This is a genomic window from Mesorhizobium sp. M0243 (assembly GCF_040321775.1).
In the GTDB taxonomy this organism is placed as follows: Bacteria; Pseudomonadota; Alphaproteobacteria; order Rhizobiales; family Rhizobiaceae; genus Mesorhizobium.
Genome location: NZ_JAMYSF010000008.1, coordinates 1 through 22,552 on the forward strand (window position 1 = coordinate 1; position 22,552 = coordinate 22,552).

Sequence of the window (22,552 nt, forward strand, 5' to 3'; positions counted from 1 at the left end):
GGCTTCAAATCGGAACACCGGCCGGAATGAAATCGGAATGACTGGCCGGCTTCAAATCGGAATCGATGGCCGGCTTCGTCGGAATACGCAGACAACATGCGCCGAGGCTGTAATGTCCCGATCGTCGGCTTTCGGAGGAAGGTCGGCATCATCAAATCCATACGGCAGCGCTCGCTGAGCGTCTGCGACGGTCATTGAGGATGGCTTCGGCCAAGGGAGGAAACTTGCGCAAATTTCTGAGCACGCTCGCAATCGCGGCGGCTGCATCGACCTGCTTTGGGTCGATGCAGGTACGCGCCGAAACCCCCAACCCGTTCAAATGCGAGCCGGGTGAAAAATACGTCATGAACGTCATGGTCTCGGGCGTCGAATACTGGTTCCCGGTCTATGAAATGTTCAAGCAGGCCGGCCAGCAGTTCGGCTGCGAGACCGCCTATACGGGTACGCCGGAATACGACGTCAACAAGCAGATCGCGACCTTCGACCAGGCGCTGGCGCAGAAGCCTGCCGGCATACTGGTACACCCGATGAATTCCGATCCGTTCATCGAGCCGATCAATCGCGCCATCGAACAGGGCACCGCGGTGGTGACCTTCGCCGCCGACTCGCCGAATTCCAAGCGCGTCTCCTACATCACCTCCGACAACAATGCCGAAGGCACCTATGCCGCCGACGCCGTTGCCAAGGCGATGGACGGCAAGGGCGAATATGCGGTGCTGGAGAATCCCGGCCAGGACAACCACGACAAGCGCGTCAACGCGTTCGTTGCCCGCATGGAAGCCAAATGGCCTGACATGAAGCTCGTCGGCCGCGCCGCTTCGAACCAGGATCCGACCAAGGCCTATCAGGCGGTTCTGAGCCTGGCGCAGGCGCATCCTGATCTTGGCGCCGTGTTCATGCCGGAGGCCAACTCGGCCATCGGCGCTGCCCAGGCCGCCAAGGAAGGCGGTGGCAAGATCCGCGTCATGCTCGCCGACGTTAATGCCAAGATCCTCGACATGATCAAGGCCGGCGAGATCTTCGGCTCGGTCAATCCAAACCAGGGCATGCAGGGCTATATGGGCTTCATGCTGTTGTGGATGGCCAAGCATCCCGGCCTGATCGACCCGATGAACGACGCCAAGCGTTCGGGTTTCAACCCGATGAGCGTGCCCTTCGTCGACAATGGCTTCTCCATCGTCTCCAAGGACAATGCGGACGACTTCTACTGGGACAAGTACCTCAAGCGTCGCGGCACCAAGGGCATCGAGGAATAGTCTCGATCTCGCCGCCCGGCCTCGGCATGGCCGGATTAACCGGGAAGGAGGCTTCGGCCTCCTTCCTCCCCGCAGGTTCATCGCAGGAGCACGGCGTGACCCAGGCGCCCATTCTTGAAATCCGTGGCCTGTCCAAGGCGTTCGGCCCGGTCAAGGCGCTGAGCGACGTACGGTTCGAGCTGCGGCGCGGCGAAATCCATGCACTGTGCGGAGAGAACGGCGCCGGCAAGTCGACGCTGATGAACATGATCGCCGGTGTATTGCAGCCCGACGAGGGCGACATCCTGATCGATGGTGAGCGCATTTCGATCCACTCGCCCGCGGCCGCCCAACGCCTCGGCATTGCGCTTGTTCACCAGGAAATCGCGCTCTGTCAGGACGCGACGGTTGCCGAAAACATCTACATGGCCGCGATCAACAGCCGGCGCGCGCCGCTGATGAATTTCCAGAGGCTCTACGCCGATGCCCAGAAGGTCATGGATCTGCTCGCGCCCATTCCGGTGCGAACCAGGGTCGCCGACCTTTCCATTTCCAACCAGCAACTCGTCGAGATCGCCAAGGCGCTGACGCTCGACTGCAAGGTGCTGATGCTCGATGAGCCGACCGCGGCGCTGACCGAAAGCGAAGCGCAGCGGCTGTTCTCGATCGTGCGCGGGCTCAAGGAGCGTGGCATTTCGGTGGTCTATATCAGCCACCGCATGGCCGAGATATTCTCGCTGTGCGACCGAGTCACCGTCTTCCGCGACGGCCGCTACGTGGCGACCGATCAGGTCGCCGCCGTCTCACCGGACGATGTCGTGCGCAAGATGGTGGGCCGCGAAATCACCCAGCTCTATCCCGACAAGCTGGCGCCGCAGGTGCCTGGGCGCCTGCTCCTCTCGGTCGAGGGGCTTTCCGATGGGCGCCGCTTCGCCGACGTCGATCTGCAGCTTCGCGCCGGCGAAATTCTGGGCATTGGCGGCCTGATCGGCGCCGGCCGCAGCGAGATCGCACAGACGGTCTGTGGCCTCAGGCCAATGACGGCAGGAACCGTCGCGCTCGACGGAAAGCAGCTCCGGCTGCGCGGCTATGGCGATGCGGTCAAGGCGGGGCTGGTCTATCTCTCTGAGGATCGCAAAGGCTCCGGCGTGTTCCTCGATCTGCCGATCGCCGCGAACATCTCGGCGCTCGACCTCGGCCGGCTCACCGGGCGCCTCGGCCTGCTCGACCGCAAGGCCGAGGATCGTCAGGCGAGGGAACTGACCGGCAGGCTCGGCGTGCGCATGGCCGGCATCGAGGCCGCCGTCTCGACGCTGAGCGGTGGCAACCAGCAGAAGGTTGCCATCGCTAGGCAGCTGTCCGTCAGTCCCAAGGTCATCATCATGGACGAGCCGACGCGCGGGATCGATGTCGGCGCCAAGGTCGAGATCCACCGGCTGCTGCGCCAGCTTGCCGGCAGCGGTGTCGGCGTCATCGTTATCTCGTCGGAACTGCCGGAGCTGATTGGCTTGTGTGACCGCGTTCTCGTGGTGCGCGAAGGCAGGATCGCCGGCGAACTCACCGCCGACGAGCTCGGCGAGGAAGCCATCATCATGCTCGCCTCTGGCGTTCAGGATAGTTCAAATCAAAGGCAGGCCCAGAATGTCGCCTAGGGAATCAGGAGAAGCGCTCGTGCACGCCGAGATCAAGGCCGCCGGGCGGCGCATCAATCTCGCTCAGCTCGCCTCGATGCGCGAGGCCGGGCTGATCGTCATCATCCTGGCGCTGTGCATCGCCATGAGCTTCGCCTCTCCGCACTTCCTGACATGGGGCAATTTCCGCGCCATGCTGATGAGCTTCTCCATCGAAGGGATCGTCGTCGTCGGCATGACGATCCTGCTCATCGTCGGCGGCATCGACCTTTCCGTCGGCTCGGTCGTATGTTTCTCGATGGTGGTCTCGGGTGCGCTGTTCCTCGCCGGCCTCGACCCCTGGACGGCAAGCCTGATCGGCATCGGCGTCAGCGCGCTGATCGGCGCGGCGATGGGCTTCTTCGTGACCGTGATAGGCCTCAATCATTTCATCACGTCGCTGGCGGCCATGGTCATCGTGCGCGGCATGTGCCTGGTGGTCACCAAGGGCACGCCGCTGTCGCTGTTCACACTGCCGCCGGCTTTCAAGGCCATCGGCCAGGGCAGTTTCAACAACATTCCCTATGTCATCCTGATCTTCATCGTCGTGGTGGCCATCTTCGACTTCCTGCTGCGTCGCGCCACGGCCTTCCGCAAGGTTTTCTACACCGGCTCCAACGAGAAGGCCGCGCAGTTCTCCGGCATCAGGACCAATCAGGTGAAGTTCTGGGTCACGGTGCTGTGCTCGACCCTCGCTGGACTGGCCGGCGTCATCTACATGGCGCGCTTTGGCGCGGCGACGCCGACCTTCGGCGCCGGCATGGAGCTCAACATCATCGCCGCGGCCGTCATCGGCGGCGCCTCGCTGAATGGCGGCTCGGGCACCATCTTCGGGGCAATCCTCGGCATGGCGCTGCTCTCGGTGGTGACGAGCTCGCTTATCCTGCTCGATGTCTCGGTCTATTGGCAGGACATGATCAAGGGATGCATCCTGCTGGCGGCGGTGTCGATCGATCACTTCCTGCACCGCAAAAAGTCCTGAACCTCAAAGGCGGCGAAGCAAGACCATGGCCCCTCCCAACACCCGCGACGACATCGCCGCTGTCCGCCAGATGCATCAGGCGCTGGTCCTGCATTATGTCGAAGGCAAGACCCAGGCCGAGATCGCCGGGGAACTCGGCATCTCGCACGCCACCGTCAACCGGCTCATCAAGCGCGGCCACCAGCTCGGCCTCGTCGAGATCAAGATCAAGTCACCGATCGACCATCTGGTCGACCTGGAAGCGCGGCTGGTGGCGCTGGGCGGCATCGAGCGGGCGATGGTGGTTCCGTCGGTCTCCGAAAATCCGCACACGGCCCTGCAGCGCGTCGGCGAGGCGGCGGCTGGGCTGCTGCTCGACACCATCAAGGATGGCGACACGATTTCGATCACCGGCGGCAAGGGTGTCAGCGCGCTGGTCGCCGGTCTCAAGCCGGGGCGCCGCTACGACGTCGAAATCATTCCCGCCACCGGGCTGGTCCAAGGCAAGCACTACACCGACGTCAACCACGTCGCCTCGCTGATGGCCGACAAGCTCGGCGGCCGCGCCTATCAGATCCATGCGCCGCTGTTTGCCGATACCGCGCAGCAGCGCGAGATGCTGATGGGCATCAGCTCCGTCGCAGACGTGTTTCGCAAGGCGCGCGAGGCCGATGTCGCGGTGGTGGGTGTCGGCTCCATCCTGACCGACGATTCCAGCTACTACGACCTGCATCCATCCTCGAATGCCGATCGCCAGGCGATCGAAAAGTCCGGGGCGACAGGCGAGCTGCTCGCTCATCTCATCGACCGCGGGGGCAAGCTTTGCAACTACTCGCTCAACCGTTCGCTGGTCTCGTTGACGCTGGACGAGTTCGCGACCATCCCGCGCTCGATCGGCATTGCAAGCGGCCCCAGCAAGGTCGCGCCGATCCTCGCCGCCCTGCGCGGCAACCATCTCGACACCATCGTCACGGACGAGGCCACGGGGCTCCAGATCCTCGAACTGGCCGAACAGGAGGCAGCATGAATTCTCGACAACTCCAGCGGCAGATCGGCAAGTCCGGCATATCGGCGTCGGCCGTGGGCTTGGGCACCTGGGCGATTGGCGGATGGATGTGGGGCGGCACCGACGAGAAGGAGTCGGTCAGGGCTATAGAAGCCTCGATCGATGCCGGCCTCAGCCTGATCGACACAGCGCCGGCCTACGGTCTTGGCCGCAGCGAGGCGATCGTCGGCACCGCCATCAAGGGCAAGCGCGACAAAGTGGTGATCGCGACCAAATGCGGGTTGAACTGGCATTCCGGCAAGGGCGGCCATTTCTTCGATCAGGACGGCAAGCCTGTGCATCGCTATCTCGGCGCCGCCGGCATCGCCTATGAGGTCGAGCAGAGCCTGCGCCGTCTGGGTACCGACTACATCGACCTCTACATCACCCATTGGCAGGACCCGACGACGCCGATCGCCGAGACGATGGCGGCGCTGGAAAAGCTCAAGGCGGCCGGCAAGATCCGCGCCATTGGCGCCAGCAACATCAGCGCCGAGGATCTCGGCCGCTATATCGATGCCGGCCAGCTCGATGCGATCCAGGAGCGCTATTCGATGATCGACCGCGACATCGAGAGCAGCCTGCTGCCGATCACCCGCCGCCATGACATTGCCACCCTCAGCTACTCGTCGCTGGGGTTGGGGCTACTTACCGGCACGGTCGACCCTGAGCGCACATTCGGCGGCGACGACCAACGCAAGGACAACCCACGCTTCTCCACGGCCAACCGGCAGAAGGTCGCAAAGCTGAAAGAGGCAATCGCCCCGATCGCGGAAAGCCACCAGGCGTCGATGGCGCAGATCGTCATCGCCTGGACGCTCGCCCAGCCGGGCATCACCTTCGCCCTGTGCGGCGCACGCAATCCTGAGCAGGCGCTCGACAATGCACGGGCCGGGGAGATCACGCTTGCCGCAAGCGAGCTTGCGGCAATCGACGCCGCGGCAGCCGCACATCTCACCGCGATGGATGCCTGAGAAAAAAAGGCAACAGCCCCGATGAAGCGTAGTCATACAATCGCCGGTCTGCGCGACCGGCCGGACATTGCCGTGCTCGTCATTGGTGGCGGCATCAACGGCATCAGCGTCTTTCGCGAACTGGCCTTGCAAGGGGTCGATGTCGTGCTGGCGGAAAAGGGCGACTATTGCAGTGGTGCCAGTGCCGCCCTGTCGCGCATGGTGCATGGCGGCCTGCGCTACCTCGAAAACGGCGAATTCAAACTGGTGCGCGAATCGCTGCTCGAACGCGACCGGCTGCTGAGGAATGCGCCGCACTATGTGGCCCCATTGCCGACGACGGTGCCGATCTTTGATATGTTTTCCGGCCTCGCCAACGGTGCGGTGCGTTTCCTGGGGCTGACGCGGCGGCCCAGCCGGCGCGGGGCGCTGGTCATCAAAGCCGGGCTTGCCATGTATGACCTTTTCACCGCTGCACGGCGTTTGATGCCGACGCACCGGTTCAGGGGCCGCGCCGAAACCCTGAAGACATGGCCGGCGATCAACCCGGCGATCCGCAATTCGGCGACCTATTACGACGCCTGGGTAAGCCGGCCCGAACGCCTCGGCCTGGAGATGCTGCTGGACGCCACGGCGAGCGCGGCGAACGCCCGCGCCTTAAACTACGCTCAGGTATCGTCGACAGGTGACGGCCTCTCCATTACCGACACGCTGACGGGCGAACAACTGCCGGTGCGGCCGCAACTGGTGATCAACGCCAGCGGCGGCTGGATCGACCTGACCAACAAGGCCATCGGGGCAACGGCGCAGACTATGATGGGTGGCACCAAGGGCTCGCATCTGATCGTCGACAACAGCGAACTGTTCGACGCGCTCGGCGGCCACATGGTCTATTACGAGAACGAGGACGGACGCATCTGCATCCTGTTTCCCTATCTAGGCAAGGTGCTGATCGGCTCGACCGACATCCGGGTCGATGATCCGGACAAGGTCCGTTGCGAGGCGGACGAGCAGCGCTACATCCTGCAGTCGCTCGCCTTTGTTTTTCCCTCAATCAGAGTGGCCGAAAACCAGATCGTGTTTCGCTTCGCTGGCGTGCGTCCTTTGCCGGCCAGCGAGGACAGTTTTACCAGCCGCATACCGCGCGATCACTTTTGCGAGTTCGTGGAAGCGAACGGGCATCTGCCGGCGACGTTGTGCATGATCGGCGGCAAGTGGACCACCTTCCGTTCGTTTGGAGCGCTGGCCGCCGACATGGCGCTGAAGCGGCTCGGCCTCGCGCGCAGCAAGGGCACGCAGGACATGGCCATCGGTGGCGGCCGTGGTTTTCCGGCCGACCCGCAGGTCTGGTGCGCATCATTCGCTGGCGAGCATGGCCTGCCGGTCGAGCGCGCGCACACACTTCTGCAGCGCTACGGCACGTCGGCCGGGGATTTCGTTTCGCATCCGGCAGGCGAACAAATGCTGCCGCAGTCGGACTATTCGGCAAGCGAGATCGGGCGCATCATCGAGCGCGAGCAGGTCGAGTGCGTTGCCGACCTGTTCCTGCGCCGCACCACCATCGCCATTTCGGGTGGCCTCAGCTTCGACCTCGTCAACGCCGTTCTCGACATGCTGGCGGCGCACAAGGGTTGGAGCACCAGCGAGGCCGCCACTGAGCGCTCGACCTTCCTCGCCTTGCTGGCAGACCGGCACGGCATCGACCTCCAGACGCATCAAAGGAGCGCCCTATGCGCGTAAACAAGAAAGTCCGCATGAACCGTCTGTTCGGCGGCGGCCGCTGTCTCGACGTCGCCATCGATCACGGCGTCTGCAACGAGCCGAGTTTCCTTGCCGGGCTGGAAGACATGGCCAGCGTCGTCACCCAGCTGGTCAAGGCCGGCCCCGACGCCATCCAGATGAACTACGGCCAGGCCGATCTGCTGCAGGCCGTGCCGGGCAAGGACAAGCCGGCGCTGGTGATGCGCATCGACATGGGCAATCCCTATAACAGGATACGCCACCGGGCGATGTGGGCGGTGCTGCAGAACGAAGCCGAGCCCTTGCTTGGCGCCATCGAGATGGATGCGGCTTGCGTCGTGGTCAATCTGTTCATGCTGCCCGACGAGCCGGACCTGTTCCGGCAATGCGTGCAGAATATCGCCCGCGTGCGCGCGGATTGCGAGAAATACGGCCTGCCGCTGATGATCGAGCCGCTGGCCATGCTGCCGGTCGCAGAGCATGGCGGCTACATGGTCGACGGCGATTCCGAAAAGATCGTCACCTTGACCCGGCTTGCCCGCGAGATGGGTGCCGATATCGTCAAGGCCGATCCGACCACCGATCCCAACGACTTCCACCGCGTCGTCGAGGCGGCGCGCTGCCCGGTGCTGGTGCGCGGCGGCGGCAAGGAGGATCTGCGTGCCGTGTTCGACAAGTCGGCTGCCTTGATGGCACAGGGTGCGCTTGGCATGGTCTATGGCCGCAACATCTACCAGCATGCCAACCCGAGCGCCGTCGTGCGCGGGCTGATGGCGATCATTCACGACGATGCCAATGGCGGCGTGGCCTGGGATCTGTACAACCAGGCATAGGCTGCGGCCTCGGGAGGCGCCAATGGCAAGCTACATCCTCGGCCTCGATGCCGGCAACACCGTCATCAAGGCCATCCTCTTCGACTTGTCCGGCCGCGAGCTGGCATTCGCCGCCCGTGACGGCCGCTCGTCCATGCCAAAGCCCGGACATGTCGAACGCGACCTCGACGAACTCTGGCGCAACGCGGTTTCGGTCATCGGTCAATGCATTGCTGAAGCCGGTATCGACGCCGGCGAGATTGTTGCCATCGGCTGCGCCGGCCATGGAAACGGGCTCTACGCGCTCGATCGCGATGGTGCGCCATTGATCGGCATCCAGTCGCTCGATACACGCGCGGTCGGCATCGTTGCCGAATGGGCAAAAGAGAATGTCGGCGACCGCACTTATGCACATTGCCTGCAACGGCCGTGGGCGGCGCAGACACCGACCCTGCTTGCCTGGCTCAAGCGCTTTTCGCCGGCTTTGTTCGCCAACATCGGAACTGTGTTCCTGTGCAAGGATTTTGTCGTCAACCGTCTGACAGGTGCGCGCAGCAGCGATACTTCAGATATGTCGGGCTGCGGTCTGCTGCAGATGCGGGATCGCCGCTACGAGCCGGATCTGCTTGCCGCCTATGGGCTCGGCGATTGCATGGACCTGCTGCCGCCAGTGCTGGAATCGGCCGACATTGCCGGCCATGTGGGCGCGGAGGTGGCGGCCCTGACTGGACTGCGCGCCGGCACGCCTGTCGTCGCCGGGCTGTTCGATGTCGTCGCCAGCGCGGTCGGTTCGGGCGTGACCAGAACCGGTGCCGCCTCGGTCATCGCCGGAACCTGGAGCATCAACCAGGTCATCACCGACGAACCGATCCGCGACCCTTCGATCTTCATGCTGTCGACTTTCGATCGCCAGCGCTATCTGGCGATCGAATCCAGCGCGACCTCGGCCGCCAATCTCGAATGGATCGTTCGCGAATTCCTCGAACATGGCGGCGAAGCCGGCAAGTCGCCGTTCGAATTGTGCAGCGAACTGGTGGCGTCAGTCGATCCCAACAGCGACATCCCGATCTATCATCCCTTCCTGTACGGCTCGCAGCAGAATGGCCATGCGCGCGCCGGGTTCTACGGCATCGCCGGCTGGCACAGCCGAGCCCATCTGCTGCGTGCGCTGTTCGAGGGCGTTGCCTTCGAGCACAAGCGCCATGTCGAGACCTTGCACAAAGCGGGCGCCGATTTCGACCAGGTGGTGCTGTCTGGCGGCGGCTCGCGCAGCAGCGTCTGGCCGCAGATATTCGCCGATGTGCTCGGCGTGCCCGTCACTGTGGCGCGCAGCCGCGAAACCGGCGCGCTGGGAGCGGCGATCGCGGCGGGCACCGGGGTCGGCATCTTCGCGGACTACAGCGCAGGTGCCGCCGCCATGACTGCGGCCGCTCGACACTTTGTGCCTGACGAGGCGGTTGCCGACGCGTATGCACGGCGGTATCGACTGTACGGCGAGATCAACCAGGCGATGACCCCGATGTGGGAGCGCATCGCCGGACAGCAGGCGCGCACGTGACCGAAGCTCCACCGTCCCCGTTCGGCAGTTACGACTACGTCATCGTCGGGGCCGGCTCCGCCGGCTGCGTGCTCGCCAACCGGCTCTCCGCCGATCCGCGCAACAATGTGCTGCTGCTCGAGGCCGGGGGCAGCGACCGCTATCACTGGGTCGATATCCCGATCGGCTATCTCTTCTGCATGGGCAACCCGCGCACCGACTGGATGATGAAGACCGAGCCGGAAGCCGGTCTCAATGGACGCAGCCTCAACTATCCGCGCGGCAAGGTGCTCGGCGGCTGTTCATCGATCAACGGCATGATCTACATGCGAGGCCAGGCTGCCGACTATGATGGTTGGCGGCAGGCCGGCAATGCCGGCTGGGGCTGGGACGACGTGTTGCCCTATTTCCTCAAATCGGAAGACTATCACGGCGGCAAGAGTGCCATGCACGGCGGTGGCGGCGAGTGGCGGGTCGAACGGCAGCGGCTGTCGTGGCCGATCCTCGACGCCTTTCGGGACGCTGCCGAGGAACTCGGCATTCCGCGCACCGAAGACTTCAACACCGGCACCAATGAAGGCTCGGGTTATTTCGAGGTCAACCAAAGGAAGGGCGTGCGCTGGAACACGTCGAAGGCGTTTTTGCGCGGCATCGCGGGGCGCAAGAACCTGCGCGTGGTGCTCGGCGCGGAGACCGAACGGCTCGAATTCGACGGCCGGCGCGTCACCGGACTGGTTTTCCGCCAAGGCGGCCGCCTGCACCAGATCCGCGCTGGACAGACGATCCTTGCGGCCGGTGCCATCAACTCGCCGAAGCTGCTCGAACTGTCGGGGGTGGGCCGCCCCGACCTGCTTTCGAGCATCGGCCTGGATGTTCGTCATGCCTTGCCGGGCGTTGGAGAAAACCTGCAGGACCATTTGCAGATTCGCACCGTCTTCAAGGTCGCCAACACCGCCACGCTCAACCAGCGCTACCACAATCTGGTCAGCCGTGCGTCGATGGGGCTGGAATACGCGCTCAAGCGCAGCGGGCCACTGTCGATGGCGCCGAGCCAGCTCGGCATCTTCGCCAGGAGCGATCCACGCCTCGCAACGCCCGATCTCGAATATCACGTGCAGCCGCTGAGCACCGACCGTCTGGGCGAGCCGCTGCATCGCTTTCCCGCGGTCACCGTCTCGGTCTGCAATCTGCGCCCCGAAAGCCGGGGCAGCGTGCACATGGGTTCAGCCGATGCGCGGGAGGCGGCGAAGATCCGCCCGAACTATCTTTCCACCGAGGGGGACCGCAGCGTGGCCGTCGCGTCGTTGCGCCATGTCCGCAGTCTGATGAAGGCACAGGCGGTGGCGCGCTTTGCGCCGGAAGAGATGCTGCCCGGCATGCAGTATGACAGCGACGAAGAGCTCATCCGCAAGGCCGGCGATATCGGCACGACGATCTTCCACCCCGTCGGCACCTGCAAGATGGGTTCGGATACGATGGCGGTGGTCGACGAGGCCCTGCGTGTTCACGGGCTTGGCGGGCTGCGCGTGGTCGATGCCTCGATCATGCCGACAATCGTTTCGGGCAATACCAACTCGCCGGTCGTCATGATCGCGGAAAAGGCAGCCGAGATGATCCTGCAAGAGGCCCGCTGACCGCCATCGGCTTCAAGCCGCGGCAACACCGCGCGATCGCCGTCTCTCGGCCGCCGCGAGCAGATCGACGAAGGTGCGCACCTTGGCGGGCCGGAACCGGGCCGGCGGAAAGACCGCGTGGATGCCGCCTGACGGCAGGCTCCAGTCGGCAAACACCGGCACCAGCCGCCCCTCGGCGATATCGTCGCTGACGCTGTAGTCCGGAAAGACGCCGAGCCCGATGCCGACGAGCACGCAAGCCAGGGCGGCGGGGCTCTTGTCGCACATGATGACCGGATTGAGTTCGGTCAGCACCGTTTCGCCGTCCCTGGAAAACAGCCATTGGCCGATGCCGCGCAACTGGGTGTTGCCGACCCAGGCCAGCGATCTTGCCTGGCGCGGCGTCACGTCGGGCGGCAGGCTCGCCGCGAAGCCAGGGCTCGCCACCACGATCTGCCGGATCGTCCCCAGGCGCCGCGCCTGGTTCGAGGAATCGGTGAGCCAGCCGACGCGGATGCCGAGATCGATCTGCTCGTCCACCAGATTGCTGACGGCGTCGTCGAAGATCGCCTCGACGCGCATATGCGGATAGGTTCTGAGATAGGCCGCCATGACCGGAGCCACCATCTTGGTGCCGTAGTCGAGTGGCGCCGTGAGCCTCAGCGTTCCGCTCGGTTCGACGGCTCCGCGCGAGATTTCGCCATAGGCCGCCTCCGCTTCGCGCAGGATGATCATCGCGCGGTCATAAAAGAGGCGACCCTCTTCGGTCGGCGTGACACGCCGGGTCGTGCGCTGCAGCAGCGTTGCGCCCAGCTCCTCTTCGAGCTTGCCGATCTGATGGCTGACCACGGCCTTGGCGACGCCAAGCCGGTCGGCCGCGGCAGTGAACGAGCCGGTTTCCATCACCGTGGTGAAATAAGCCAGCCGATTGAGGTTCAGAAGTTCGGCCAAGCTGGCTGCCCTTTGTATGATCAGATCAGACAGTTTGTATAATTGGGCGCCATTTATCGCAAGGCCGCCGTCTGCCACATACGAGCGACGGCCTCGATGAGTCCGGTGGCCGGACAGGAATGGCAGCGACTATGAGCAATTCAGAAGTGACCTATCTTTTCGATCCGCTCTGCGGCTGGTGCTATGGCGCCACCCCGATGCTCGACCGGTTGCCGGCCGCCGGCCTGAACGTCGAACTGCTGCCGACCGGCCTGTTCTCCGGCGCCGGCGCGCGTCCGATGGATGAAGGTTTTGCCGCCCATGCCTGGGCGAACGACCAGCGCATCGAGCGCCTGACCGGACAAGTGTTCACACCGGCCTACCGGCACAATGTCCTTGGCGTCCGCGGAACCCTGCTCGACTCGCATGCCGCCACGCTCGGTATCAGTGCCGCCGGCCTGGAAGATCCCAGCCGCCGGCTTGCCGCGCTGAAGACGATCCAGCGGGCGCGCTACGTGGATGGACGCGATGTCGTGACGATCGGCGGTGTGGCCGAGGTGCTCGCCGCCGCCGGCATGGCGGACGCCGCCGAGATGCTCAAGGCGCCGACCGAAACATTGCTGACGGCCTACCGCGAGATGGTCGGCCGCGGCCGCGCGCTGTTACAGCGCCTGCATGCCGATGGCGTGCCTTCGCTGGCGGTCATCCGCAACGATGCGCCCCGGCTCATCGGTTCGAACGCACTGTTCGGCAGCTTCGACAATCTCGTCGCCCATATCGCGGCGGCGTGATCCCCAGCAAATCTTCAACAAGGGAACTGAAAGACATGGCAAAAGTCGCTCTCATTGGTGCATCCGGCGCAGTTGGTTCGCGCCTTCTCAAAGAACTCTCCGATCGCGGCCACACCGTCACCGGCATTGCGCGCAACCCGGAAAAGATCGCGGCGCTGCCACGCGTGACGGCCAGGAAGGGCGACGTCTTCGACGAGCAGGGTCTTGCCGATCTGATCCGCGGCCATGATGTGGTGATCAGCACGGTGCATTTTCTGGACAGCGACGCCGACACGCTGATTGCCGCTGTGCGGGCCTCCGGCGTGAAGCGCTATCTCGTCGTCGGCGGCGCCGGCAGTCTCGAAGCCGCACCGGGCAAGCGGCTGGTCGATAGCCCCGACTTCCCGGCGATCTACAAGGCAGAAGCGCAGAAGGGCGCCGACTTTCTCGACAGATTGAAGACGGTCAGCGACCTCGATTGGACGTTCCTGTCGCCATCCGCGATGTTCGTGCCGGGCGAGCGCACCGGCAAATTCCGCCTCGGCAAGGACACGCTTCTCGCCTCCGACAAGGGGAGCAGCATTTCCTTCGAGGACTACGCGATCGTCATGGTCGATGAGATCGAGAAGCCGGCCCACATCAGGCAGCGCTTCACCGTCGGCTATTGAGCGAACGGGTGGTGGCGGCCGGAACTCAATCGAGGCCGGCCGACGCCAGCCGCATCAAGATTTCGCGGGCGGCGACGCCCCGGTAGGTCATCGGTGCCGACGCCGTCCCGTCTCGGTGCCTTGGGCAAAGCAAATGCTGGGCTGTCATGCCTGCGATCTCACTTTTCGGGATCATGGTCCGGCCCGGTTCAATCTTGGCGCGGCCGCCACCAGCGCCTTGCCGATGGCTGATTGCGGCGCGCCGATGACGGTTTGGGCATCGCCGTTTTCGGCAATTCGGCCGGCGTCGAGAAGGATGACGCGGTGGGCGACCGACCTGATGACGCCGAGATCATGTGAAATGAAGAGATAGGCGATCTTTTCCTGGCGTTGCAGGTCGAGCAAAAGCTCGAGGATCTCCCCGCGCACGGAGACGTCAAGCGCCGACACCGCCTCGTCGAGCACGATCAGCGACGGCTTCGTGACGATGGCGCGGGCAATGGCGACACGCTGCCGCTGGCCGCCGGAGATTTCATGAATGGCGCGCGGCGCGAGATTAGCCGTCAGCCCGACGCGCTCCAGCAACGCGGCGATGCGGCGCGGGCGCTCGGCGCGGGAGGCGATGCCATGGATGCGCAAGGGATCGTCGAGCACACGCGCCACCGTGGCGCGAGGGTTGAAGGCGGCCAATGGATCCTGGAACACCATTTGCAGGCGTGCGCGGCGTGCTCGCAGCGCGGCGCCGCTCAAGGCCAGGAAATCGTCGCTTTCGAATTCGATGCGTCCGTCGTCCGGCTCGATCAATCGCAGCACCAACCGCGCGATCGTCGACTTGCCGCTGCCCGAAGGTCCGGCCAACGCCAGCGTCTCACCGGGGTCGATGTGAAAGGAGACATCGTCGACGGCAGCGATGGTCTTGCCGCCGCGACGGTAGCGCTTGGTGAGGTTGGACACCGCCAGCAGGCTCATGCGTGGAGCCTGGCTCGGTTCAGCAACGGCCTGGTGTCGAGGCCTATATGGGCGTCGAGCAATGCACGCGTATAGGGCTGGGCCGGGGCGCCGACAATCTGCGCCGTCATGCCAAGCTCGACCAACTGGCCATGACGGAAAACGGCGATGCGCTCGGCAAGCTCGGCCGCCAGCGCGATGTCATGGCTGATGAACAGCAGCGTCATGCCGTCCTCGTTCACCAGTCGTCTGATCAAGGCGACGATCTCGGCCTGCACGATGGTATCGAGCGCGCTGGTCGCTTCGTCGGCGATCAGCAACTTCGGACCGGCCGCAATGGCGGCGGCGATCGCCACACGCTGCTTCTGGCCGCCGGAGAGCTGATGCGGGAAGGCGCGCAAGGCCGAGTCCGGATCTGGCAGGCGGACGCGCTCGAGCAGGCTTTTGGCCCTGGCATAGGACTGGGACCAGGTGAGGCCGAGATGCGTGCGCGCCACTTCGGCGATTTGCTTGCCGATGGTCATCACCGGATCGAGGCTGGCGGACGGGTCCTGGAAGACGAAGCCGATGTCGCGGCCGAGGCGGGGGATTTTGTTGAGTTCGGGTTTGAAAGGCTGGCGTTCCGTCACACCCCCCTCTGTCCTGCCGGACATCTCCCCCGCAAGGGGGGAGATCAGCAGCTTCGCCGACCGCTCCCCTTCCGCGACATTGGTGATTGGCGAAGGCAGAGGTGAGAGCGTAATCTCCCCCCTTGCGGGGGAGATGTCCGGCAGGACAGAGGGGGGTGCCTTGGCGCCCGATGAGGACAAAAACCAATCGATGCGACCTCCAACCTTGGCAGAAGCCGGCAGCAGCCCGGCAATGGCCAGTGCCAGCGTGCTCTTGCCCGAGCCGCTTTCGCCGATGATGGCGAGGCGTTCGCCAGCGGCGATGTCGAGGCTGACGCTCTTCAGTGCCGCCACCTCGCTGCCGTCGCGGCGGTAGGTCACCGTCAGGTCGCGGATCGTAGCCAGGGCGGTCACGAAAGGCCTCTCCTGACTGCCGTCGTCTCGACGATGCCTTCACCAGCGAGATAGACGCCGAGCACGGTCAGAACCAACGCTATGCCCGGGACGATCGACAGGAAGGGCGCGGTGCGCAGCACGGCGCGGCCTTCTGCTATCATGCCGCCCCAGGTGACCCGGTTGGGGTCGCCCAAGCCGAGGAAAGACAAGGCCGCTTCGGTGAGGATCGCGGCGGCGACGATCACCGACGACATCGCCAGCACCGGTGGCAAGGCGTTGGGCAGCACCTCGCGAAAGGCGATCGCCAGCGGGTGCATGCCGATGACCCTGGCCCCGGCGACATAATCGCGTTCGCGAATGGAGAGGACTTCAGCGCGGGCTACTCTAGCCGGTCCGGTCCAGGTGCCGAGAGCGATGGCAATCACGACGACGCCGAGCGACGGTCCGACGACGCTGACGAAGGCCAGCGCCAACAGGAAGCTCGGCACGGTCTGAAAGGCGTCGGTGACGCGCATCAGCACCTCGTCGACGAGGCCGCCGGCAAAGCCGGCCAATGTGCCGACCACCGCGCCGACGACAAGTGCCGCCGCCGCGGCCGCGAGCCCGACGGCCAGCGACGTGCGGGCGCCATGAAAAAGCTCGGCCAGCACGTTGCGGCCAAGCCGGTCGGTGCCGAGCGGCAGCGACCAGTCCTGGAACGGCGGCAGCAGTGCGGGGCCGGCGATGGCTTGGGGATCGCCTGGGAACAGCAGCGACGCCGACAGCGCCATGGCAATCAGCGCCGCGAGGAGGATGGCACCGGCAACCGCCTCAGGCACGCGCAGAAAGCGGCGGAGCGGGCTCATGCGCGGGCCTCGCTCGCGCCGACGCGCGGATCGAGGAAGGCGTAGGCGATGTCGACGAGCAAATTGATAACGATGACCAGGACGGCGCTGGTGAGGATAATGCCGAGCAGAAGCGGGGTGTCGCGGGAGGCGACCGCCTCCTGCGCCAGCCGGCCGAGGCCGGGCACGGAAAAGACGCTCTCGATGACGACGCTGCCGCCGAGCATCTGCGCCGACTGCAGGCCGAGCATGGTGACCAGCGGCAGCAGCGCATTGCGGGCGACGTGGGCGAGCACGATGCGACGGCGTGACAACCCTTTGGCGCGTGCGGCCAGGACGAAATCCTGCCGCCAGACCTCGGCCATGCCGGCGCGCATCATGCGCAGATAGAGCGCCAGATAGATGAAGCCGAGGGCGGAAACGGGCAGGATAAGATGGACAGCGATGTCGGCGACGCGATCAAGGCCGGTCTTGTCAGAGGCCAACGTCTCGATGCCGCCGATCGGCAGCCAGCGCAGATCGACGGCAAAGACGACGATCAGCACCAGTCCGAGCCAGAACCCAGGCACGGCATAAAGCGCCAGCGAACCGATCGACAGGAAGCGATCGCGAAAACTGCCCGGCCGCGCGCCGGCATAGATGCCGAGTGCCGAGCCGAGCCCGAAGGAAAGCGCGGTGGCGCTGACCATCAACAGCAGCGTGTTGGGCAGGCGCTCGAGGATGACGTCGCGGATCGGCCGGGAGAAGGTCACCGACTGGCCGAGGTCGAGATGCAGCAGCGCCCAGAGGTAATTGGCGAGCCGCGTCAGCTCCGACTGGTCGAGACCCCAGCGATGACGCAACAGCTCGATCATGCCGGCGTCGCCGCCGGTCGAGACGATATAGGCGTCGACCGCGTCGCCGGGAGCTGCTTCGAGCAGCAGGAAGGTGCCTATGACGACGATCAGCACAACGAAGATGCTGCCGACGAGGCGACGGCGGATGAGCGTGAGGGCGCGGGTCATGGGAAAAGGACGCCGGCCTGATCGTGAGAGGTGCGGTGTCTGGGCACCCCCCTCTGTCCTGCCGGACATCTCCCCCGCAAGGGGGGAGATTGGATGTCACCGACGGCTTCGCCAATTTTCGAGGTTGCATAATTGGCGGGGCGGACAAATAGCCGATCTCCCCCCTTGCGGGGGAGATGTCCGGCAGGACAGAGGGGGGTGTGAAGGAACTCGGCCTTCGGCCAAATTCCCCTTTTCTCGCGAACTTTCATCCGCGCAATTCTGTCACGATTCCAGATACGTGTCCGCCCAGTTCGACACCGCCCAGCGCGGGTTGTTTGCTATGTTGCCGACAGTGTCGCGCGCGACGCTGATAAAACTCCATTCGGCGACGTTGATCAGCGGCAGGTCGGTGGCCACCTCCTTCTGGAATTCCTTGTAGAGGTCGGTGCGGGCTGATGTGTCGAGCGTTTCTGATGCCTTGGCGATGAGCGCGTCGAGCGCGTCGTTCTTGTAGCCGCCCTGGTTGGAGAACGGCACGCCGTCCGGAATGCCGCTCTGCACCAGGATGGTGGTCGAGATCGCCGGGTCGCCGCGGAACACCGGCGGGCCGACCGCGAGGTCGAAGGCGTGGTCGGTGTAGACCGCCTTGATGTGCGCGGCCGAGTCGTTGTTGACCAGTTGGGCGTCGATGCCGATGGCGGCGAGCGCCTGGCGCAGATAGTCGCCGAACTGCTTGGTCTCGTTGAAATAGGGCGCAGGCAGCAGTTTTAGCGTGAAGCGCTTGCCGTCCGGACCTTTCTTGTAGCCGGCCTCGTCGAGCAGCGCGTTGGCCTTGGCGACGTCGAAGGCATAGGTCGGCACATCGGCGGTGTAGAATTGCGGATCGTTCTTCGGCACCGGACCGGTGGCCGTGGCGGCATAGCCGAGGAACACCGTCTTGACGACGAAATCCTTGTCGATGGCGTGCGCGATCGCCTGGCGCACTTTCAGGTCGGCCAGTTCCTTGCGGCGATGGTTGATCTCGACGACGAGCTGATAGGTCAGCCCTTCGTAACCCTTGGAGATCACCTTCAGGCCTGGCACCTTGGAGATGCGGTCGAGGTCGGCCAGCGGCACGGCGGAGAAGGCCGCCAGTTGGATCTCTTCAGCCTCCAGCGCGCTCGCCGCTGACGTGCGATCCGGCAGCACCTGATAGATGATCTCGTCGAGATAGGGCTCGTCCTTGCCCCAGTAGTCGGTGTTTTTGGTCAGCCGGTAATATTGGCCGGCCTTGTACTCGCCGAATTTGAACGGCCCGGTGCCGACGGGCGCGTTGTTGGCCGGGTTTTCCTCGATCTTGCCGACCTCGTAGATGTGCTTCGGCACCACGCTGCTCAGCGCCGGCAGCGCGTTGCGGATCAGCTGGAACGGCGTCGGCTTGGCGAATTTGAAGACGGCGGTGAGATCGTCAGGGGTGTCGACGTTGGCCAGATCCTTGAACACAGTGCGGCCGAGATTCTGCAGCGGCTTCCAGATCTGCAGCGCCGAAAAGGCGACGTCGGCCGAGGTGAACGGCTTGCCGTCATGCCATTTGACGCCGTCGCGCAGTTTGAACGTCGCCGAGAGCCCGTCGGCGGCACCTTCCCAGCTCAGCGCCAGCCGTGGCGCAAGCCCGTCCTTGCCGTCGAATGAGGCTTCGGCCAGCGTTTCGACGATCTTGCTGGAGATGAAGAACACGCCGTTGGAGGCGACGATCGCCGGGTTGAGGTTGCGCGGTTCGGAATCGGCGGCAAGCACCAGCCGCCCGCCCTTCTTCGGCGTCTGCGCCCAGCCCGATGTCGGCATGGCGGTGGAGGCCAGCAGCATTGCCGAGCCGGCAAGCATCGTGCGTCTGGAAATCGTGAAACCTGACATGATCGAACTCCGTCCTCTCCGCGACCCGGTCGGGTGCGCCAATACCCCTCGGACGCCGGCAAGCCCGCCAGCATCCCTTGCGGCGGTGATTATGAGCTTTGCCGAGGGTTTCGCCAGAGACGGAATTGGCGCATCCTCGCTTGGCTTTGAAATTTTCGTCCGCTGGACCAGTTTGGAGGGCGTGGCTCATTTGATCATTCTGGTAGGACCAGATTGATTGAATATGCGACGAATGACAACAAAGAGACATAGAGAGACGACATTTCATCTCTTTCTGGCTGGACCAGAACGGGCAAAATGGTGCAGATTTGACCACTGCCAAGGGATCGGGAGCGGAACAGCGGCGATCCGGCTATTCAGGGAGAGAGAGATGAACATTGCTCCGGGCAAGAATGCGGTCGGCAATATCCCGTTCGACCAGGCAAGGGTCGACCGGCTGATGGAGGACGCCGGCATCGATGTGCTGCTCGCCACCTCCAAGCACAACACGCAATACCTGCTGGGCGGCTACAAGTTCATCTTCTTCGCCGCCATGGATGCGATCGGCCACAGCCGGTATCTGCCGATCGTCGTGTACGAAAAGGGCGGGCCGGACCATGCCGCCTATATCGGCAACCGCATGGAAGGCGGCGAACATCAGAACAACCCGTTCTGGACGCCGACGCTGCACGCCGCCTGCTGGGGCACGCTCGACGCTGCCAATCTCGCCGTCGAACATCTGCAGAAGATCGGCAAGGCCGGCGCCCGCATCGGCATCGAGCCTGGCTTCCTGCCGTCGGATGCCTATACGCTGATCCGCAAGGCGTTGCCGGACGCCAGACTGATCGATGCGACCGATATGCTGGAGCGCATGCGCGCCATCAAGACCGATGCCGAACTGGAGAAGCTGCGCACGGCCTCCGAACTGATCACCGATTCCATGCTGGCGACCATTGCCTGGGCACGCGAAGGCACGACCAAGGCCGAGATCATCGAGCAGCTGCGGCGCGAGGAAACCAATCGCGGCATTCATTTCGAATATTGCCTGCTGACGCTGGGCTCCAGCCACAACCGCGCCGCTTCACCGCAGGCGTGGAAGCAAGGCGAGGTGCTGTCGATCGATTCAGGCGGCAATTATCACGGCTATATCGGCGACCTCTGCCGCATGGGCATCCTCGGCGAACTGGATGCCGAACTTAGAGATTTGCTGGCCGAGGTCGAGACGGTGCAGCAGGCGGCCTTCTCCAAGGTCAAAGCGGGCACGCTGGGCGGCGACATGATTTCCCATGCCGAGGGCGTGCTGAAGGCCTCGAAGGTCGCGCCCTACACGGATTTCTTCGCCCATGGCATGGGCCTGATCACACATGAGGCGCCGTTCCTGATGACCAACCACCCGGTGACCTATGAAGGCACCTATGCGGCCAAGCCGCTGGAGAAGAACATGGTGCTTTCGGTGGAGACAACCATGCTCCACCCGACGCGCGGCTTCATCAAGCTGGAGGACACGCTGGCGGTGACGGATGCTGGTTATGCGATGTTCGGTGATCGGGGCCGGGGGTGGAACAGGGGTGCGAGCGCCTAGCTGGTATTGAGGCTGCTGCCCCCTCACCCGGAGCCGGCGATAATGCTCGTCCCTTCTCCCCTCGGGGAGAAAGTGGCCGCGAAGCGGCCGGATGAGGGGCCCGCCAGCAAACGCGGGAACCGAGGAAAGATCACTGCCCCGGCGGGATCAGCCTGAAATCCGGCAGCTCACGCAAAACCAGTTCAGGCCCGGCCGGCGAATAGACGACGAAAAGCTGCATCGGCCCGTTGCCGGTGTTGAGCGTCGAATGAAAGCGGCTTTCCGGGACATAGATGGTGCAGCCGGGGCCCACTTTTTCGACCACCGGATTGCCTTTCTCGTCCTCGACCATCTGTTCGCCATGGCCCGAAATGACGAAGATGATTTCCTCGGCACCGGGATGATTGTGGCGCGTGTGACCCTTGCCGGACGGCAGATCCACCACGCCGCCGGAAAAGCGGGTCGCGCCATTCACTTCGGGCGCCACCGTCAGCGCCAATTTTCCCCAGTCGAAGCCGAAGGCGCTGACGTCCTTCGGGTAGACAAACATTTTGCTCTTGTCGGTCATCTCTCTCATCCCTTCTTTTTCTTCGTGGTCTTCTGGCCACCAAACGTCACCGATTTGAAATCAGCGGTCTGCCGGGCGATCGCGGCTTCCGCCGGCAGCCGCTCCATCGAGCTGGCGCCATAGAAGCCGTGCAGACCCTTGCAGCGGTCGAGAATGTAGCGGGCGTCGTCCGGCATAGAGATCGGGCCGCCATGGCAAAGCAGGATGACATCCTTGCGCACCGAGCGGGCCGCGTTGGCAATGGCGTCGATCTCGACAACGCAGTCGTCGAGCGACTTGGCCGACGTCGCGCCGATCGAACCGCCGGTCGTCACACCCATATGAGCGACGACGATGTCGGCGCCGGCCTTGGTCATGGCGCGCGCTTCGTCGGGATTAAAGACATAGGGTGTGGTCAAGAGGTCGAGCTTGTGCGCCTCAGCGATCATGTCGACCTCAAGCCCGAAGCCCATGCCGGTCTCCTCGAAACTCTGCCGCATACTGCCGTCGAACAGACCGATGGTTGGAAAGTTCTGCACGCCGGAAAAGCCCATGGTCTTCAGCTCGGCCAGCAGCAGCGGCATGATGATGAAGGGATCGGTGCCGTTGACGCCGGCCAGCACCGGCGTCTTCTTGACTACCGGCAGCACCTCGTAGGCCATTTCCTTGACGATCTCGTTGGCGTTGCCATAGGCGAGCAGGCCGGCGGCCGAGCCGCGCCCGGCCATCCGGTAGCGGCCGGAATTGTAGATGATGATGAGGTCGATGCCGCCGGCTTCCTCGGCTTTCGCCGACAGGCCGGTGCCGGCGCCGCCGCCGACGATCGGCACGCCCTTGTCGATCATTCCCCTGAATTTCTTCAATATGTCCTTGCGCGGTATGGCGGGCATTTTTTGA

Annotated in this window: 20 protein-coding genes; 12 read left to right on the forward strand and 8 right to left on the reverse strand. The window is 64.2% G+C overall.

Annotation, left to right across the window (positions count from 1 at the left end):
* The first annotated feature begins 224 nt into the window (after positions 1-224).
* The 9 genes from NKJ11_RS12640 to NKJ11_RS12680 all read left to right on the forward strand — a co-directional run bounded on the left by NKJ11_RS12640 (position 225) and on the right by NKJ11_RS12680 (position 11,587).
* Positions 225-1,256 (forward strand): substrate-binding domain-containing protein, encoded by a 1,032-nt coding sequence (locus NKJ11_RS12640; protein WP_013529471.1) that lies wholly within the window; start codon positions 225-227, stop codon positions 1,254-1,256.
* 95 nt (positions 1,257-1,351) lie between these two features.
* Positions 1,352-2,887, forward strand: a complete 1,536-nt coding sequence (locus tag NKJ11_RS12645) for a sugar ABC transporter ATP-binding protein (RefSeq protein ID WP_352612860.1) — start codon at positions 1,352-1,354, stop codon at positions 2,885-2,887.
* A gap of 76 nt (positions 2,888-2,963) precedes the next feature.
* Positions 2,964-3,887: an ABC transporter permease gene (locus tag NKJ11_RS12650; protein ID WP_236383556.1), complete on the forward strand. Its 924-nt coding sequence runs from the start codon at positions 2,964-2,966 to the stop codon at positions 3,885-3,887.
* Positions 3,888-3,912: 25 nt separating this feature from the next.
* Entirely contained in the window at positions 3,913-4,893 is a 981-nt protein-coding gene (locus tag NKJ11_RS12655; protein WP_128304541.1) for a sugar-binding transcriptional regulator, read from the forward strand.
* Positions 4,890-5,885 (forward strand): aldo/keto reductase, encoded by a 996-nt coding sequence (locus NKJ11_RS12660; RefSeq protein WP_352793448.1) that lies wholly within the window; start codon positions 4,890-4,892, stop codon positions 5,883-5,885. The genes NKJ11_RS12655 and NKJ11_RS12660 overlap by 4 nt, the downstream gene beginning before the upstream one ends.
* 21 nt (positions 5,886-5,906) lie before the next feature.
* Complete coding sequence (locus NKJ11_RS12665; protein WP_128304539.1) at positions 5,907-7,604, forward strand: glycerol-3-phosphate dehydrogenase/oxidase; 1,698 nt, start codon at positions 5,907-5,909, stop codon at positions 7,602-7,604.
* A complete protein-coding gene (locus NKJ11_RS12670) occupies positions 7,595-8,437 on the forward strand; it encodes a class I fructose-bisphosphate aldolase (protein ID WP_352793449.1) in 843 nt (280 codons plus the stop codon). The genes NKJ11_RS12665 and NKJ11_RS12670 overlap by 10 nt, the downstream gene beginning before the upstream one ends.
* Positions 8,438-8,459: 22 nt before the next feature.
* Entirely contained in the window at positions 8,460-9,974 is a 1,515-nt protein-coding gene (locus tag NKJ11_RS12675; RefSeq protein WP_352793450.1) for an FGGY-family carbohydrate kinase, read from the forward strand.
* Positions 9,971-11,587 carry a GMC family oxidoreductase gene (locus NKJ11_RS12680; protein ID WP_352753820.1) on the forward strand — a complete coding sequence of 539 codons (1,617 nt, stop codon included), beginning with the start codon at positions 9,971-9,973 and terminating at the stop codon, positions 11,585-11,587. The genes NKJ11_RS12675 and NKJ11_RS12680 overlap by 4 nt, the downstream gene beginning before the upstream one ends.
* A gap of 12 nt (positions 11,588-11,599) precedes the next feature.
* On the opposite strand, the gene NKJ11_RS12685 is transcribed toward NKJ11_RS12680, so the two are convergent.
* Positions 11,600-12,517, reverse strand: a complete 918-nt coding sequence (locus NKJ11_RS12685; RefSeq protein ID WP_352793451.1) for a LysR family transcriptional regulator — start codon at positions 12,515-12,517, stop codon at positions 11,600-11,602.
* Between the two features lie 131 nt (positions 12,518-12,648).
* On the opposite strand from NKJ11_RS12685, the gene NKJ11_RS12690 reads away from it, so the two are divergent.
* Both NKJ11_RS12690 and NKJ11_RS12695 read left to right on the forward strand, forming a co-directional pair.
* Positions 12,649-13,287 carry a DsbA family protein gene (locus NKJ11_RS12690; protein WP_352440803.1) on the forward strand — a complete coding sequence of 213 codons (639 nt, stop codon included), beginning with the start codon at positions 12,649-12,651 and terminating at the stop codon, positions 13,285-13,287.
* A 35-nt stretch (positions 13,288-13,322) separates the two neighbouring features.
* Positions 13,323-13,934 (forward strand): NAD(P)-dependent oxidoreductase, encoded by a 612-nt coding sequence (locus NKJ11_RS12695; RefSeq protein WP_352440804.1) that lies wholly within the window; start codon positions 13,323-13,325, stop codon positions 13,932-13,934.
* A 171-nt stretch (positions 13,935-14,105) separates the two neighbouring features.
* Here NKJ11_RS12695 and NKJ11_RS12700 read toward each other — a convergent pair whose 3' ends face one another.
* From NKJ11_RS12700 to NKJ11_RS12720, 5 genes are all read right to left on the reverse strand, one after another.
* Positions 14,106-14,882 carry an ABC transporter ATP-binding protein gene (locus NKJ11_RS12700; RefSeq protein ID WP_352440805.1) on the reverse strand — a complete coding sequence of 259 codons (777 nt, stop codon included), beginning with the start codon at positions 14,880-14,882 and terminating at the stop codon, positions 14,106-14,108.
* Positions 14,879-15,883 (reverse strand): ABC transporter ATP-binding protein, encoded by a 1,005-nt coding sequence (locus NKJ11_RS12705; protein ID WP_352440806.1) that lies wholly within the window; start codon positions 15,881-15,883, stop codon positions 14,879-14,881. The genes NKJ11_RS12700 and NKJ11_RS12705 overlap by 4 nt, the downstream gene beginning before the upstream one ends.
* Positions 15,880-16,710, reverse strand: coding sequence for an ABC transporter permease (locus NKJ11_RS12710; protein ID WP_352440807.1), 831 nt, complete (start codon positions 16,708-16,710; stop codon positions 15,880-15,882). The genes NKJ11_RS12705 and NKJ11_RS12710 overlap by 4 nt, the downstream gene beginning before the upstream one ends.
* A complete protein-coding gene (locus NKJ11_RS12715) occupies positions 16,707-17,693 on the reverse strand; it encodes an ABC transporter permease (RefSeq protein ID WP_352793453.1) in 987 nt (328 codons plus the stop codon). The genes NKJ11_RS12710 and NKJ11_RS12715 overlap by 4 nt, the downstream gene beginning before the upstream one ends.
* A gap of 264 nt (positions 17,694-17,957) precedes the next feature.
* A complete protein-coding gene (locus NKJ11_RS12720) occupies positions 17,958-19,568 on the reverse strand; it encodes an ABC transporter substrate-binding protein (RefSeq protein ID WP_352440809.1) in 1,611 nt (536 codons plus the stop codon).
* Positions 19,569-19,938: 370 nt separating this feature from the next.
* On the opposite strand from NKJ11_RS12720, the gene NKJ11_RS12725 reads away from it, so the two are divergent.
* A complete protein-coding gene (locus tag NKJ11_RS12725; RefSeq protein WP_352440811.1) occupies positions 19,939-21,129 on the forward strand; it encodes a M24 family metallopeptidase in 1,191 nt (396 codons plus the stop codon).
* 130 nt (positions 21,130-21,259) lie between these two features.
* Here NKJ11_RS12725 and NKJ11_RS12730 read toward each other — a convergent pair whose 3' ends face one another.
* Together NKJ11_RS12730 and NKJ11_RS12735 are read right to left on the reverse strand one after the other, a co-directional pair.
* Positions 21,260-21,676, reverse strand: coding sequence for a cupin domain-containing protein (locus NKJ11_RS12730; protein WP_352793454.1), 417 nt, complete (start codon positions 21,674-21,676; stop codon positions 21,260-21,262).
* Between the two features lie 5 nt (positions 21,677-21,681).
* Positions 21,682-22,545: a phosphoenolpyruvate hydrolase family protein gene (locus tag NKJ11_RS12735; protein ID WP_352793455.1), complete on the reverse strand. Its 864-nt coding sequence runs from the start codon at positions 22,543-22,545 to the stop codon at positions 21,682-21,684.
* Positions 22,546-22,552: the final 7 nt, after the last annotated feature.